11 protein-coding genes and 1 tRNA gene are annotated in these 15488 nt (G+C 61.7%); 6 read left to right on the top strand and 6 right to left on the bottom strand.

Annotated elements, in window-relative coordinates; all coding sequences use genetic code 11:
- Positions 1 to 268: 268 nt before the first annotated feature.
- The 3 genes from FV220_RS11115 to FV220_RS11105 all read left to right on the top strand — a co-directional run bounded on the left by FV220_RS11115 (position 269) and on the right by FV220_RS11105 (position 3819).
- The gene (locus FV220_RS11115) at positions 269 to 2350 is read left to right on the top strand and encodes a TonB-dependent receptor (RefSeq protein ID WP_147831364.1); all 2082 of its coding nucleotides are present in this window, start codon (positions 269 to 271) and stop codon (positions 2348 to 2350) included.
- Between the two features lie 340 nt (positions 2351 to 2690).
- A complete protein-coding gene (locus FV220_RS11110) occupies positions 2691 to 3197 on the top strand; it encodes a copper chaperone PCu(A)C (protein WP_147831362.1) in 507 nt (168 codons plus the stop codon).
- Entirely contained in the window at positions 3172 to 3819 is a 648-nt protein-coding gene (locus FV220_RS11105) for an SCO family protein (protein ID WP_147831360.1), read from the top strand. Before FV220_RS11110 ends, FV220_RS11105 begins: the two co-directional genes overlap by 26 nt.
- Positions 3820 to 4175: 356 nt before the next feature.
- Here the strand turns inward: FV220_RS11105 and FV220_RS11100 are convergent, their stop codons facing one another.
- Positions 4176 to 4721, bottom strand: coding sequence for a recombinase family protein (locus FV220_RS11100; RefSeq protein ID WP_147831358.1), 546 nt, complete (start codon positions 4719 to 4721; stop codon positions 4176 to 4178).
- 293 nt (positions 4722 to 5014) lie between these two features.
- On the opposite strand from FV220_RS11100, the gene FV220_RS11095 reads away from it, so the two are divergent.
- Positions 5015 to 5479: a hypothetical protein gene (locus tag FV220_RS11095; RefSeq protein WP_147831356.1), complete on the top strand. Its 465-nt coding sequence runs from the start codon at positions 5015 to 5017 to the stop codon at positions 5477 to 5479.
- 176 nt (positions 5480 to 5655) lie between these two features.
- On the top strand, positions 5656 to 8979 hold the full coding sequence (locus tag FV220_RS11090; protein WP_147831354.1) for a hypothetical protein: 3324 nt from the start codon (positions 5656 to 5658) through the stop codon (positions 8977 to 8979).
- 140 nt (positions 8980 to 9119) lie between these two features.
- Here FV220_RS11090 and FV220_RS11085 read toward each other — a convergent pair whose 3' ends face one another.
- From FV220_RS11085 to FV220_RS11065, 5 genes are all read right to left on the bottom strand, one after another.
- Positions 9120 to 10652, bottom strand: coding sequence for a hypothetical protein (locus FV220_RS11085; RefSeq protein WP_147831352.1), 1533 nt, complete (start codon positions 10650 to 10652; stop codon positions 9120 to 9122).
- Positions 10653 to 10879: 227 nt separating this feature from the next.
- A tRNA-Phe gene (locus FV220_RS11080) sits at positions 10880 to 10955 on the bottom strand.
- Positions 10956 to 11209: 254 nt separating this feature from the next.
- Positions 11210 to 11989: a restriction endonuclease gene (locus FV220_RS11075; protein WP_147831350.1), complete on the bottom strand. Its 780-nt coding sequence runs from the start codon at positions 11987 to 11989 to the stop codon at positions 11210 to 11212.
- 723 nt (positions 11990 to 12712) lie between these two features.
- Complete coding sequence (locus FV220_RS11070; protein ID WP_056143616.1) at positions 12713 to 13210, bottom strand: MucR family transcriptional regulator; 498 nt, start codon at positions 13208 to 13210, stop codon at positions 12713 to 12715.
- 562 nt (positions 13211 to 13772) lie between these two features.
- Positions 13773 to 14435 carry a class II aldolase/adducin family protein gene (locus tag FV220_RS11065; protein WP_056143452.1) on the bottom strand — a complete coding sequence of 221 codons (663 nt, stop codon included), beginning with the start codon at positions 14433 to 14435 and terminating at the stop codon, positions 13773 to 13775.
- A gap of 99 nt (positions 14436 to 14534) precedes the next feature.
- Here FV220_RS11065 and FV220_RS11060 point away from each other — a divergent pair.
- Positions 14535 to 15488 (top strand): CoA-binding protein (locus FV220_RS11060; protein WP_187273390.1); only part of this gene is annotated, 954 nt, incomplete at its 3' end.

The following is a 15488-nucleotide window of genomic DNA, read 5'->3' as shown; positions in this document are numbered from 1 at the left end:
ACTTCAGAGAAAAGCCCAACCAAAGCCCCTCCGGTCCACAGTCATCTCTCGTGCTGCACGGCTGCCCATGTTGCGCCGTCCCTCGACGCCCCGGTTCTTGCGGCAGTGACGATTGAGTGGCCGATCCGGCATGCCGTCCGGACCACATGGCGGCACGAAGTCGTCGCCGCTCCCCGCGCCCCTCCAAGCATCAGCGCCAGCGCACGAGCCCCACCCGTCGTCTGATTGATCGCTCGCCTTCCGATCTTTCAGACCACGGACCTATGACATGCATCCCTCATCACGGGTCGAGCTGTGCCTTGCCCTGCTCCTGACGCTCCCGAGCACAGCCGCCTTAGCACAAACCTCTCCATCGGCATCAGCGCAACTCGATGAACTTTCCGTCGTGGCAGAGCCGACGCTGGGGCGAGGCGGAGGCGCACTGACGGTACTGAATACGGCGCAAGCCACAGCCGAGATCCAGCGCACGGCCGGTGCCGTCGCTATCGTTCCCGACACCGCCTACAAGAACAGGCCGGCGCAGACGCTCAAGGACGTTCTCGATTTCGTGCCAGGCGTCATCGTTCAGCCGAGGTTCGGCTCCGACGCTCGCCTGTCGATCCGCGGCTCCGGTCTGTCCCGCAACTACGGCAACCGCGGCATCAACGTCTTTCAGGACGGCATCCCGATCAACACCTCCGACGGCCTCGTCGATTTCTTCGAGATCGATCCGACCGCCTACCGCTACGTCGAGGTCTTCAAGGGGGCCAACGCCCTGCGCTTTGGTGGCAACGCCCTCGGTGGGGCGATCAACCTCGTCACGCCGACCGGCCGTGACGTGTTTCCCTTCGACGCCCGAGTTGATGCCGGCGCCTTCGGCTATGTGAAGAGCCAGGCAGCTACAGGTGGGGTGTCAGGGCCACTCGACTATTTCATCACGCTGTCTGGAGAGCGCTTCGACGGCTTCCGTGAGCACAGCAATGGCGAGTCGGTGCGCGGCAGTGCCAACGTCGGCTACCAGTTCTCGCCCCAGGCCGAGACGCGCTTCTACATTAACGCGAACACGGTCAACCAACGCATCCCCGGCGAGGTGGACCGGCGGACGGCGCTGACGAACCCGCGCGCCGCTAACCCGGAATGGGTTCGACAGGATCAGCAGCGCAATGTCGATTCGGTGCGGCTTGCCAACAAAACGACCCTGCGGTTTGACGAAACCACGGTGGATTTCGGTTTCTTCACCGTCCAGCGCCACGTCGATCATCCGATCTATCAGTACCTCGATTACACCGTGCAGGATTACGGCGGGTTCGTCCGGGCGACCGACGACAGGATCATTGGCGGCTTCCGCAACCGCCTGGTCGCTGGGGTCAACATCGACAACGGCACGATTGACTACCGGCAGTTCGTCAACCTGACTGGCGCCAGGAAGGGCGCACTGACGTTCTCCACGCTCGACTATTCCGAGAACGTGACGGCCTACCTGGAGAACTCGTTCTACGTCCTACCCAACGTCGCTCTCGTCGGCGGCGGCCTCTTCATGCACGCAACCCGTGATCGGAAGGACCGCTTCCTGTCTGATGGCAATCAGTCCGGCCGCAACACCTACGACATCGCAAAGCCTCGTGTAGGCCTGCTCTGGAACGTTGATCCCACGTGGCAGGTGTACGGTAACATTTCGGGCAGTGCTGAAGCGCCGACCTTCGATGCAAACTCGTTCGGGTCAGTGGCGACATCCAACCTGCGAGCCCAAACCGCAACGACCTACGAGATCGGGACACGTGGTGTCCGGCCTGACTTCACCTGGGATCTCTCGCTCTATCGGTCGGAGATCAGGAACGAGCTGCAGTGCTTGACGACTTCGATTTTTAGCCCTTGCAGCATCGTGAACGCAGACCGCACCGTGCACCAGGGCGTTGAAGCTGGGTTCGGGATCGCCTTCCTCAAATCGCTATTCACGTTCGAGGATCGGATCTGGCTCAATGCCGCCTACACCTACAACGAATTCTTTTTTGATCAGGACCCGCGCTACGGCAATAACACTTTGCCGGGGGTTCCGACGCACTATCTGCGCGCTGAGATGCTGTACCGGCATCCTAACGGCTTTTACGTGGGTCCGAACGTCGAGTGGTCGCCGCAACCCTATTTCGCGGACAACGCCAACAGCTTGACGGTGCCGTCTTACGCCCTCCTGAACTTCAGGATCGGTTACGATACAGGGCGAGACTGGTCAGGCTACGTCGAAGCGCGAAACCTCCTCGACCGCCGCTACATCTCAAGCGTGGCGATTGCTGGAGTTGCCAACCTGACCTCGGAAATCTTCAATGCCGGTACTGGGCGCGCGGTCTACGGCGGCCTACGGTATCGGTGGTGAATGGCCGTCCCACCAAGCGGCCGAGGCGGGGCGACGCCGGCAGAAGCGCTTCAACCGCGAAGGCTCGTCGGTTCCTTGATGATCTCCGCCTCATCGTCGGTAGCTTGCGAGATTCAGGTGTCACGACCTGTGGTGGGATTGCCCTCAACCTGCGAATGCAAGGCGTCCCGAAACCACGGGGCGGGCTTGTTTGGACAGCCGGAGAGGTACGCCGGCTCCTCCACAGGTTCGATGATTTGAACGCCGCGGACCCGACCCGCTCGATGCTCCCGCGACAGGCCGCCACGTTTCCCGTCAGCCCCTCCACGCCACCTCAACCCGTAGAACCTGGAGAAGCGCCATGAAAACCAATGCGAACTGCATCAGGCATCTCTGCACTCTCGTGGCATTGCTAGCAGCCGCAGGCGGGGCATATGCTCATGAGTATAGCGCCGGCTCTCTGAAAATCGGCCATCCCTGGTCCCGGGCCACGCCGGGTGGCGCCAAGGTCGCCGGGGGCTACGTGAGCGTGACCAATACAGGTAGCGAGCCGGACCGCCTTATCGGTGGAGCTTTTGACCAGGCTGCCGAGGTCGAAGTGCACTCCATGACGATGGAAAACGGGGTCATGAAAATGGCACCGGTCGAGGGTGGCTTGGTGATAAAGCCCGCCGCGACCGTGACCCTGGGGCCAGGCGGCTACCATCTGATGTTCATGGGGCTGAAAGCGCCATTGAAGCAGGGTGAGATGATCAAGGGTACACTGACATTTGAGAAGGCCGGCGTGGTGCCGGTTGAGTTCTTGATCGAGGGTATCGCAGCCAAAGGAACGAGTGCCGACCATGGCGGCCACGATCATGCCCGATGAGCGCCGGCCAATGTTTGCAACCAGCCGCGGAGCGAGCAATCTGATCCTTGCCGCATTCGCCCTGGCTGCCATGGCGATCATAGGTACCACCATCGCCATGTGGCCGCGCGGACCAGCGCCCCCTGCGGTGTCGGGGATCGGTGGCCCGTTCCGGCTGCAATCCTCCCAGGGAGGCGAACTCGATTCGGCCACGTTAAGGGGTAAGCCGTTCCTGGTGTTCTTCGGGTTCACCCAGTGCCCGAACGTCTGCCCGACAACGCTGGCGGACCTCAGCAACCTACTTGATGAGTTTCACCAGCAAGGCGGGGATATCCCGGCGTACTACATAACGGTTGATCCGGAGCGGGACACCGCCGAGGTCATGCGCGAATACATGCCGTCCTTCGGCGACCGGATCGTAGGATTGACTGGAAAAACCGAAGAGATAAAGCGGGTCGTAGATGCCTATCGCGTGACAGTAATCAAAGTTCCACTCAAAGATGGCAACTATACCCTTGAGCACACTTTGATGATCTACGTTATGGATAGGAACGGTGGCTTCGTGGGCCCCCTCAGCCTCGATGCCGGGCACCCCTACGCACTTAAGCAGCTTGTCCGAGTGACTGCAAATAGCAAGGGCTAGTTATTCCTTTCCATGATACCTGATAGCTTGCAGCATTCGAAGTACGAGGCGATGATAAAATCATTCACTGGATCGTCGGAAAAGTGCTGATGCGGGCGGGTAAGAGCTAGCTATTCGAAAGACATCGCTTTTGGGTGGAACCCAGGATGTCTTCGGCTGCCATTCGGCAGTTCCTTCAGATCAACGCCAGGTCTAGTAGCGATTTGGCCTGGGTGTTCGGGCTGAACCGCTAAACGATTGCTGCAAAGTTAAATCCGGACTAATTCGATCCAGAAGCCGAAACTGAGGCCCCTGCTGCCAGTGTCCGGCACGATCCTCCAAGCGGATTGGATCATCCCGGTCGAGATGAGGCACCGTTAGGGCTCTCGCAACACCCGATACACCTGCATGCGGGAACAGCCCAAGACCGCAGCGATTGCGGCGGCGCCATTGCCCGCCTTCGACAACGACATGATCCGGTCGCGGTCGAGGCGGCGTTTGCCGCCAGCATAAGCACCGCTGCCCTTCGCCCGCTCGATGCCTTCGCGCTGGCGCTCCTTGATAAACCGGCGTTCCATCTGCGCCACCATGCCGAGCACGGTCAGGACCACATGACCCATTTCGCCTCGGGTTGAGACGTGCGGGTCGAGTACGGTGACGTGGGCGCCGCGCTGCTCGGCCTCGTGAATGAGGTTGAGTACGTCTCGGGTATCACGGCCGAGCCGGTCGAGGCGCGTGACCATGAGTTCGTCGCCGGGCCGTAGGAACTCAAGCACCGTCGTCAACTCAGCTCGGCCGTCGCGGCTGCCGCCGGAGACCTTCTCCGAACGAATGACCCCGCAGCCTTCGGCCTTCAGCCGGGCGACTTGCCCGGCGAGATCCTGATCAATCGTACTGACGCGAGCGTAACCGATGCGGGCCATGGTTTGTAACCTCAAGCTTTAGGCCCGAGGCTACCTTGTCACAAATAGCCGGTGTCAACCCAGATGTTACGATGACAGGCGACAGCTATGTTACGTCACGCCAGGGTATACCCAAATGTGCACTGAAAAATGAGCCGTTACTGCCATTGGGCAGGTGTCGAGTGACATCTGCGGATGGCGCATTGTCCACTCGCGATACACGTTTCTCGATCAATCCATAGGCATGGTGAGGGCTTCCCTTCAAGAGGATTTGTGCCTATTTTGTTCTTAAGTTCTGGGATGGATCGGACCTGATGCTGCTGGACGTTTCGCTGCTTAGTACGGCCCTGATTGCAGGGGGCAGCCTGGTCGCCGACGCGACCGTAAAGGAGATGACGAAGGACGCCTATCAAGCACTGAAAGGGAAGGTTGGAGACTTGTTTGGGCGCCGGGCGGCCAGGGCGACGGAAAAGTTGGAGGCTACCGAGACCCAAGACGAGGGCAAGGCGGAACTCGCGCTGGCCATTCCCGACCTGCGGCCTGACGAAGTCGAAGAGATCCGGCCAGTGCTGCAAGCCTTTCTGGACGCGATGCGCCATGATGAAGCGGCCCGGAACACCTTGGCGCACGCGAGGATCGCACTGGACCTCGACGTCGGTGGTAACGTGATGATCGACAACATTCAGGATGCGCGGGAAATCGGCGTTCGGTCCCGGTCTGACGGCGACTTCACGTTCAGCAACGTTAGGATGGATCCCGGCAGCCGCTCGGGAAACTGATTAGCGCGCCGTGGGACCCGCACGGCGCGCCATACCGAACGTCCGAGCAGGTCACCCACAACAACACCTCGATCACTTCTAGGTCCGGGCGCGATTCCATCTTCGCACTGCCCGGTAGTACCCTGACCTACACAACGGTCGATCATGACGCCCTTGCGACATTAATCGCCGACAAGATGCGCATTGGGGCGCCGACCGGTTTGTCCGTCATCGCCCCGAATGATGGACTGCACTCTTCAAATCCGTTGGAGCAACTACTCGATAAGCAGATTGATCGGCTTCGCGACAGAGCTTCTGCGCTCAATCCGAGCGAAGCCCTTCAAGAATTCCTGCATCTGCTGGAAGACCTTCCACCCAACGCCAGCGGCACCATCCGCTTCCGCGTGAAGGCAAACATCGGTCATAGGTACCTCGCGCTGGACGATGGTGAGAGCGCCAGCCGTTGGCTGCTTGACGCCTTCGACGAGGCGCCCACCGATCAGCGAGCTGTGGCCAACCGTGCGCTTGCCTACTTCGTTCGCGGCGAGGTCCGTGCCGCCTACGGTTATGCTGCCGAAGAATTGCAACGGGACCCGACGAACAAGACACTCGGCTCCTACCTACCGCAGTTTGCCGTCCGACTTCCCGAGATCGAACGCCCACTTGCCGATGTCCCTGAAGGCATCCGCAGTTGCGAGGAGGTGGCGGCCGGAGAGATTGCCTTCCATCGCGGGCGCGAGAACCGCCCTGTGTGGTGGGAGTTGGCACGACGCGGTTCGGAACTGTTCCCCAACTCGAAGCACTTGGCGTTCGTCCGCGCCCTCGCGGATATCGACGAGATCAGTCGTGACGAGCGTGTTCAGCGGACCCACTTGCCGACAGACGACCAGCGTCGGCAACTTCAGTCGGGCGCGGAGGTGCTCGATGCTTACTGGACGGCAGGTCAGTTCAGCCTGAAAAGCCGCTTCGGAGATGGTGTCGAAGCCCTCGTAGGTGCCTTGATCGCTCATCACATCCTCAATGATGCCGAGAAGGCGGTCGAGAGAGCGACGCGGATCGCGGATGCCGGCTTCATAGAGCCCGACGTGCTGCTGAACGCCGTTATGGTCGCACTCTCGTACGGCGATATGGAACTCGGACGCCGTCTGATCGACCGCCTCCCCGAAGACCCCGATTTGGCCTTTCATGCCGGCTACATCAACGTGCAAGAGGGGCGGTGGGATCTGGCGGCCGAGCGTTTCGCCGTCGCGAACGTTCCGGACTTCGAACGGGCAGTGGTCGATGCCATTTGCCGCTTGGCAAAGGTCAAAGCAAAATCGGCGGACGCGCCCGTCCTCGAAGAGCTAGTAACGGAATTCGCCCATAGCCCTCGGGCGCTCGTGCTGGTTTCTCGCGTCGCGACCGAGACCGGTGACGTTGCCTTGGCCGAGCGCGCGTACAGGGACGCGTTCGCTTGCGTAGATGCCGACACACACATGGCTGGCCGGCTGATGGTGGCCAGCCTTGCCCGTGATCTCGGTACCCCAACCGACATTATTGAGTTGCTGAACGGCTACGTCCCTACTCGGGGATACGAGCGGGAAAATGCATGGCTCGCCATCGCGCATGCAAACGAGCGGCCTCATCGTCCGAGAAATCTGCGTTTCTTCGAGGGCCTATCAGCGACGGTCCGGTCGAGCCATGAGATTGCACGAGCGCATGCCAGCGTCCTGCTCGATCTTGGAAAGGTGCCCGACGCACTTGCCCTACTAAGGCGCCTGCGCGCCGCGGAGGAGGATGATATCTACGTGACATTGCGACTCGTCGAGGCGATGCGACGATCTGGTCAGGCGAAGGCCACCCGCAAGCTACTGAGGTCGGTGACGCTCGCGCGGATGAAGGGGGCCCCGGAGCACGCCATGATGTTGATCATGGAGATCGCCGTGGCAGGAAATCGTGCCGAGGCTTACGCGGCGGCCTACGAACTTGTCAGAAGGCATCCCGACCGCCCCGACGTCGCTCTTGGATACGTGGGCCTCGGGCTTCTCCGCAACGGAGGCCCAGGTTTCCGGATGAAGGAAGCTGGCCCAGGTGCTTATGTTGCTCTTATGGGACCTATGGGGGCAGGTCGGTCCTTCGCCATCGACGACGGACCTGAGTTCTTCGGTATTGCCGTCGAGACGCTCAACAGTCCCATCGCGAGGCTTGTCGCGGGCAAGCGAGAAGGCGATACCTTCGAGATTCCCAAGATGGGAGGCGACCCCGAGACCTGGACGGTTGCTTCGGTCCACGGGAAATACCTTCAACTCCACCACCGGATCATGGAGGAGTTTGAGATACGGTTTCCGGGTACGCCGGGGCTGTCGCGTGTCACAATGCAAGAGGGCGACGTATCGGCGGCACTCGCGATGGTGCGCAGGTCGGCGGAGCACAACGAGCGAACCGCTAGGCTCTACGTCGATCAGCAACTGCCGTTGGCAGTCGTGGCTCGCGCGCTCGGGGGCGATCCGGTTGGATTCGCGCAGTACGTAACGACGCTAGGCGCACATGTCACCACCTGCACGGGCGACGGCAAGGAACGTGAGGCAGCCAGCGCAACGGCCCTCGCGGCGCGCGGGCGCGGCGCGGTCCTCGATCCCTACACAGCGTGGGTTGCCGCGGAGATGGACCTGCTGCCAACGCTGAAGTCCTGGTTCGGGACGCTCCATGCGCCCGCATCCTGCATCCGCATGATCGAGCGCATGATCGAGAAGCAGCGCCAAGGCATCGGCCACCGTCAAATGACGATGTCTTGGCACGAGGGTCAATTCTATCGGCAGGAGATCGACGACGATTTCCTCCGCTCCCAAATTGCCGTGCTCGAAGAAGGGCGGGACAAGATCGTCGCAACTTGCGAGGTGCACTCGGTCCTGGTCCCGGACAAGACGTCCGAGGTCGCCGACATGATGATGGATATGGCCGGCTCAAGCTTTCTTGATGCAGCCTTCCTCTCACAGGAACACGGCGTACCCTTGCTCTCGGATGATGCACGCTACCGGTCTTGGGCCACGGCAGCGAGCGGATGTGAAGGCATCTGGATGCAAGTTACTTTAATGGCAGCAGTCGAGACCGGTGCGCTGTCCATGGCCGCCTATGGCAAGGCCCTGGTCGGGCTGGTAGCCCGTCAACATTCATTCGTGTCGCTCAAGGGCGATGCCCTCTATGAGATTTACTGTCAGGACGACAACCGGCTGTACCGCCTTAAGGCTGCTTTAAGATACATCGGGGGGAACGATGCCGAAATGATATCCCACCTCACGGTAGTCATTGAGTTCCTCAAGGCTGTATGGGGCTACCGCGATGCCCAATCAGTACTAAGAAGGAAGGCGGCAACTGGCTTAGTTTTAGAGGCCTTCTTTCGAGGCCGGCAGAGTGACTGGCTCGACTGGTTTCGGCGCCTCGTCCATTACGCTCCCGGAACGTTTGCCTTTCATCGATACCTGCGAGACTGGCTGACTGGACACTTCATACAAGTTGAGCAATTAACCCATTCAAAGGCTTAATCATGCTCTGCCACCTGACAGCCTGTTAGCCTTTCGTCATAATGGATAACTTCTGCTTCCGAACGCAGCTTACCGCTGACAAATAATGTGCGCGACGCTGAGTACCATCGTGGCAGAGGAAAAGATGCCGGTGCGGCAGTTCAATATGCCGGAATTGGTATGCGCTCTATATCCTCGGCTAACGACTTAAGGTCTTGAAAGTGCCGATATCCTGCAGCCTCTCCCTGACCTACGTGTCCTTGAAGGTGATCAGCACGGCTGTCAGATATCCCGACCCGAGACGCTGTGCTTTTCCACCAATGACGTAGAGCGTGGTTTGGGGCCTTGCGTGGGTTATCAAAACCCGGCTGTTTACGTATCCAGCCCGCGAGGTGATTGACTGTGCCCTTTGAAGCATGCCGCTCGCCACGTCCTGTGACGCGGCCATAAAACAGGGGGCCTTGTCCTTTAGCCCTCACGAAATCAAGGAAACCGGCTTTGATTAGTGCATGGTGCAACGGCACGACGCGCTCCGAACCAGCATTTTTGAATGTTCCGCCATCCTCCGCGGGGCGAAGTTCCATCACAAAAACCCCATCGATCTGACGCACCCGTTCAGCCCAAAGCTGTGCTAACTCGCCCGCACGTGCGCCTGAGCAGGTTGCTAGGAGCGGTATCCAACGCCTCGCCGCATGAGTTTGCTTTTGCGCGAGACCGAGTAGAGCAGCTACTTCCGCATCTTCGTAGGGAAGCTTACCTGTGCCTGCTACCCGTTTGACTTTTAAACCGATACCGGCTGCCACATTTTGCACTACGTGGCCATTTCGCTTGGCGTGAGACAACAGGGCGTGGATGCAGGCGATATAGGTTCCATTGATATTGCTCGCCGAGCGGCCCTGATCAAGTAGCTTGTCCTTCCAACTGATGATGTCTTTGACGGTAAGCCGTGCGACAAGCTGGTCCTCTACGTGTGCGCGAAAGGACAAAACAACAGGCTTCCAAGTCGCGAGTGTGGCTGGTGCGGGTTTTGTTTCCCTTTGCCAATGCTCAAACAGAGTGGTGAGGTTGATTCCCGGTGCGGTGTTTTGAGTGAAGACCGGTGGAAAGCGGTTCGCCTTCGGATCTGGTGTGTAGTCTCCCAGCGATGCCCGCTTCATCGCCCAGCCCGCATCCAGCGAGGCTTCCGCAACCTGCTGTAGAAGCTTGAGGCGGCTGCTTGGGGTTACCTCAAGCGCGTGCCGCGCGAGCACCCAGGAAGCAAGCAGCCCAAAGCGGACTTCGAGGCTCTTTTCACTGTCCCCTGGCGGAAGGCTCTCGATGACGTCGAGCAGAATTGGTCCGTGTGAAACCCCAAAGGCGCCGAGCGCTGCAAGACGCTCGTTCATGATCTCCTGCCACGTGATCGATGGCGGATTTGGCAGGCGGCCTTCCATTGCCGCCCAATGGAAACCTTTCCAAGCCTCCCAGTCCTCTGGTTCGCCTGGGTTCATCTCGAAGCGTTCGACAACGAGGCGGTAAACTTCCCCAGATAACGCGACTGCCTGCCGGTGGCTGAGCTCGACCAAGCCGGCGCGCAAGCTATCGAAGATGCGCTCCAGTTGGGAGGTGACTGCCCCAATGCGCGCTTTCGCAGCAGCCGGGTCGCGGACACGCAAAGACAGTTTGATGACAGGCCGAATCGTGATTTCGGCCACGCATTCCGGCGCCGGCCCATATGCTGGGAGTGTGATGGGATAGGATCGTCCACCCCCTCGCGCGACAACATCGGCCGGGACACGCTTCTGCAATTGACGGAAGCTTGAGTCGCGGCGTGTTGTCGCAGTCGTCATACGAAGGCCCATCGAGCTTGTACCCCGGTCATGTATACCGGTCAGCCCCGAATTTGCCTAAGATATCAACGGATCAATCACTTAAAGCCGAATGGTGCCCAGGGACGGAGTCGAACCGCCGACACTGCGATTTTCAGTCGCATGCTCTACCAACTGAGCTACCTGGGCCTCCGCCGAAGCGCTTGGCGCCGTCGACTGGAGCGGGGGTATAGTGAGGTCGTGGGGCCCTGTCCAGCCTCCTTCTCACGCATCCTGCAATCGGATCGATTCAACCGATGTCCCCTCCGGCCCCGCATCCTCCACAAGACCATACGATGCAGGCGGTGAGTTGCGAGGATGAGGGGGTCTGCTTGGGAAAATGGACCTTGGCGGATGACCGACTTTGGTATGCGCCGCCGCCGAGAGGTCCCATCGAAGGGCTCTCAGGCGGGCTCGGCGTCGAGCCGCCGCGATCTGCGGATGGGCGCGAGGTCGCGCAGGGCGTCGTGGTGGAGGAGAAGGACGCCGGTGGCGCCCGACAGCCTGCGCGCGGCGGGGGTGAAGCCGGCATTGGAGACGACGGCCGCCATGTCCGCCTGCCAGTAGCGCGCCGCCGCCGAGGCCTCCTGCACCGCCGCGTTGCCCACGGGCTTCGTGTAGCGTTTGCACTGGAGCACGAGGCGGATGCCTGAGCGCTCGGCGACCACGTCGGCCCCCTGGTCGCCGCTGGCCTTCGTCGGGCGCGCCGACCAGCCCGCCTCGCGCAGGGCCTCGGCGCAGAAGCGCTCGTAGGCGATGCCGTCCTCCGGCGCCTCGTCCTCGTCCGGCAGATCGACGGAGAGAGCGACATCGTCCACGATGTCGAGGACCGTCTGCCAGCGGGTATCGGCGAGATCGGTGAACCCCATGGCGTCGAGATGCGGCAGGATCGTCCGCTCGGCGAAGTAATCCCGCTCGCGCAGCCAGCCGTCGTCGATCCGGTTGCCGTAGGCGTCTTCGAAACATTCCTGGCGGCGGCGCAGAGCAAGGGTCTCGGCATGGGTGCGCGCGAGCCGGCGGACCGTCCGCCTGAAACGCGCGGGCCTGTCGAGGCGATGCAGCAGGATCAGGCCAAGGCAGAGGCCGGTTGCGGCCAGGGCGGGTAGTCCGAACCAGAAGGCGACGCCGCCGCCGGCGATCGTGGTCCAGAACAGGCGCGCGACGAGGCTCGATCGACCGGACATGCGCATCCCTTCCCGCCTTCGGGGCGGCCGCACCGGCCGCCTGTTTTCCGAGAATGCAGGGAGGGCCTTGCGACAGGCCTAACGGCACGGCGGCGAAAGACCGCCGGATGGACCACGATCGTCTCGCGGCATGACCAGGGACGGCGCGTCCTCAGTCTCTCTCAAAGAGATCCGGTGTGATTCCCGGTCCTATCGGGCACAGATCTTGTCGTCCCGCCGGCGTTCGACAGACATCATGTCCCGATATCGGGATATATTATTATATAGGATAGATAGGAATGAGTTTCATTCAAATGTATCGCGAAATTAGGCTCGATTTTTTTTGATAAATCGAACAACGGGCGCGGGTATGGTCGGTTGTCGTGACGAGCCGGACAGTCACCGGCGCCACAACTCTCCTGTGGATAGGTTCGCGGCTGCGGCTGTTTCGCCCCGAAGGTGCTTTGGGCACCTTGGTTCGATGCCTGTCCGAGGAGGTCCCGATCGTCGCGAGACATGTCGAGCGGCTTGGGATCGTTGATCCAGCGAGAATGGGTCATTCCATCCGCTCGTCACACGCACGGCTTTGCTTCACTTGCCTTGGACGAAGCGCTCCGGAAACCGAAGCGCGTCCTGGTGGCTCCGTCGTGGCCGTCGCCTCGCCCCTCGAAGTCTCGCCCCCGGAAGTCTCGTATCCCGGGGTGAGGTTGCGCCTCGGTGAGGCGAGCCACAGACTCGTCGGGCTCAGGAGGCGTTGGTGGCCGTGCGAGGGCGACGACCGCGCGGCGCGGGTGTCGGCGGTGCCTCGACGACGGGTGCCTTCACGCGGGATTTCCTGCGCTGCTGGCCGAGCCCCATGTTCTTCGCCAGTTCCGACCGTGCGGCCGCATAGTTCGGAGCAACCATCGGATAGTCGCTCGGAAGGTTCCATTTTGCCCGATATTCTTCGGGCGTCATGGAATAGCGCGTCCGAAGGTGGCGCTTCAGCGATTTGAACTTCTTGCCGTCTTCGAGACAGATGACGAAATCCGGTGTGATCGAGCGTTTGATCGACACGGCCGGGGTCAGCGGCTCGGCCTTTTCCGGCGTCTTCGCCGTCGTCAGACTGCCCAGGGTCGTATGAACCGATGCGATGAGGGCCGGAATATCCGAAACCGGCACGGAATTGTTGCTGACGAATGCCGAGACGATATCCGCCGTAAGCTCAATATAATCCGCCACGAAGTCGTTTTCGATTTCCACGCGCACCCCCGAAAGTAGGACAGCCTTAGACCGCTGCCAGGCGCCGATGGAGCCTGACCGAAAGGTCTTGTCTTCAGATTGAATTGACTAGGCAGTTAGTATGATAGCCATTAACAAAGCGCAAGAGGCTTTGGCAAGACCAGGGTAACCGCAACAATTTGAAGGAAGCTTCTGGTGTGCTGCGGGAGCTTTCGGCATCTGAGGAATGGCCGACGATCTTTGCGTGAGGGGAGACTTTTTTTAACTCCCTAGGCTGGAAAAAAAATCGAACTGAACAGAGGTTTCAAAAGTTATTTGTGAAACTGGAACCTTTATGCTAGTTGGTGAGCTCTTTTAGCTCACGCTCGCAACTTCAGATGCGCGATGCGGTAAAAAACTACACGGTGCATCGGCTCGCACATGCGGTGCCCGACGCGGCCGGCGGGGCGGCCGAATGACCGCGCCGGGAAGAAAATTTTCTGGAAAACCCGATGTCGGGAGGCCGGTCACGGCCTCCGAGGGCGCGTGCCGAGCAACCTCTACGTAATCATCGCGGCCCGAGCCCTTGGACGTAGGGGCGAACTCAAGGCGTTTCTGTGCGGCTCCGTGGCCCATAGTTTTCGAAGCGCCTGATCGTTCGCGCGATCTCGGCGTCGGACAGTATGACCGGCTTCCCGACCTGGAGGGCGACGGCGTATTGGCGGCACAGGGCCTCCATCTCTACCGCCAGCCACAAGGCCTTGCCGAGATTACTGCCGATCGCGATCATGCCATGGTTGGCCAGGAGGCAGCCGAGGCGGTCGTCGAGGGCGGCCACCGCCGCGACCGACAGGTCCTCGGTTCCATAGGGAGCATAGGGCGCGCAGCGTATCGTCGGGCCGCCGGCGGCTGCGATCATGTAATGGACGGCGGGAATCTCGGTGCCGCACATGGCGAAGGCGGTGCAATAGGTCGGATGGGCGTGCACGACGGCGTCGATCTCGGGCCGCCGCCGCAGGATGTCGCGATGGAAGCGCCATTCGGAGGAGGGGGCGAGAGCATGGCCGTGCTCCCCCTCCATGCTCATCGGCACGATGTCCTCCGGGCGCAGCGCATCGGCCGGGATGCCCGAGGGTGTCATGAGAAAGCCGTCGCCGTGGCGTACCGAGACGTTCCCGGCGGTGCCCTGGCTCAGGCCCAGGGTGATGAGGGAGCGCATCGCCTCGACGATCGCGCAGGAAATCTCGTAAGCTGTGGGTTCTGACATGTGGTTCCCCCGGTCGAGAGTGATCCGCGCCCTATACCTTGCCGTTCGGCGCGATGTCGCACGCCGTCGCCCCGGTCTGATCGAAGGTCACGCCAGTCCATGAGCACCTATCGCTTCGAGGCGTTGCTCGCCCCGCGGGCGATCGCGGTCGTCGGCCTCGGCCAAGGCGCGGTTGGCCAAGGCGCGGTCGGTCAAGGCGCGCTCGGCCAGGCCGTGGTCGGCAACCTGGGGAAGGCCGGGTTCGCCGGCCCCGTCCATCTCGTCGGCGCGGCGGGCCTTCCCACCCTCGACGACCTGCCCGAAACGCCGGATCTCGTGGTGATCGTGGCCCAGGCCGCGGAGGTGGAGGGCTGGGTGGAGAAGGCGGGGCTGCGCGGTGCCGCCGTGGCCGTCATCCTGACCGCCGATCTGCCGGACGATCTCTGCGAGGCGGTGCGCAACCGGGCCCGGCAATGGGGCATGCGTCTCCTCGGCCCCAACAGCATGGGCCTGACCGTGCCGCGCGCGCAGCTCGATGCCAGCCTGTTCGCGGCGGCGCCCAAGGCGGGCGATCTCGCCCTCATCTCGCAATCGGGCACGGTGGCGGCGGGCATCGTCGCCTGGGCCGCGCATCGGGACGTGGGATTCTCGGCCATCCTGTCCCTCGGCACCGCCTGCGACATCGATATCGCCGATTGCCTCGACCATTTCGCCGCCGACATCCACACCCGCGCGATCCTGCTGTCGCTGAACGTGATTCCCAACGCGCGCAAGTTCATGTCGGCGGCCCGCGCCGCCGCCCGCGCCAAGCCGGTCCTGGTGCTGCGCACGGGGCGCCACGCGGCTCCCCTGCGCCACACCGTCACCCATACCGGCGCCCTCGCCCGGCCGGATGCGGTCTACGAGGCGGCGTTCCGGCGGGCGGGGTTGCTGAGCGTCGACGGGCTCGACGCCATGTTCTCGGCGGTGGAGACGCTGGGCCGGCAGCGCCCCTTTCCCGGCCAGCGCCTCGCCATCCTGGGGAACGGCGAGGGCATCGGGGCGCTCGCCGCCGACAGGCTCGCGGACCGGGGC

The sequence above is a fragment of the Methylobacterium sp. WL19 genome (assembly GCF_008040005.1).
GTDB lineage: Bacteria > Pseudomonadota > Alphaproteobacteria > Rhizobiales > Beijerinckiaceae > Methylobacterium > Methylobacterium bullatum.
This window is presented reverse-complemented; position numbering and strand designations above follow the sequence as displayed.

Bases quoted from the DNA above. Each gene is read 5' to 3' on its own strand.
- FV220_RS11115 (WP_147831364.1), top strand. From the start codon at position 269: ATGCATCCCTCATCACGGGTCGAGCTGTGCCTTGCCCTGCTCCTGACG.
- FV220_RS11090 (WP_147831354.1), top strand. From the start codon at position 5,656: ATGCGCATTGGGGCGCCGACCGGTTTGTCCGTCATCGCCCCGAATGAT.
- FV220_RS11075 (WP_147831350.1), bottom strand. From the start codon at position 11,989: ATGTCCGGTCGATCGAGCCTCGTCGCGCGCCTGTTCTGGACCACGATC.
- FV220_RS11105 (WP_147831360.1), top strand. From the start codon at position 3,172: ATGGCGGCCACGATCATGCCCGATGAGCGCCGGCCAATGTTTGCAACC.
- FV220_RS11100 (WP_147831358.1), bottom strand. From the start codon at position 4,721: ATGGCCCGCATCGGTTACGCTCGCGTCAGTACGATTGATCAGGATCTC.
- FV220_RS11110 (WP_147831362.1), top strand. From the start codon at position 2,691: ATGAAAACCAATGCGAACTGCATCAGGCATCTCTGCACTCTCGTGGCA.
- FV220_RS11095 (WP_147831356.1), top strand. From the start codon at position 5,015: ATGCTGCTGGACGTTTCGCTGCTTAGTACGGCCCTGATTGCAGGGGGC.
- FV220_RS11065 (WP_056143452.1), bottom strand. From the start codon at position 14,435: ATGTCAGAACCCACAGCTTACGAGATTTCCTGCGCGATCGTCGAGGCG.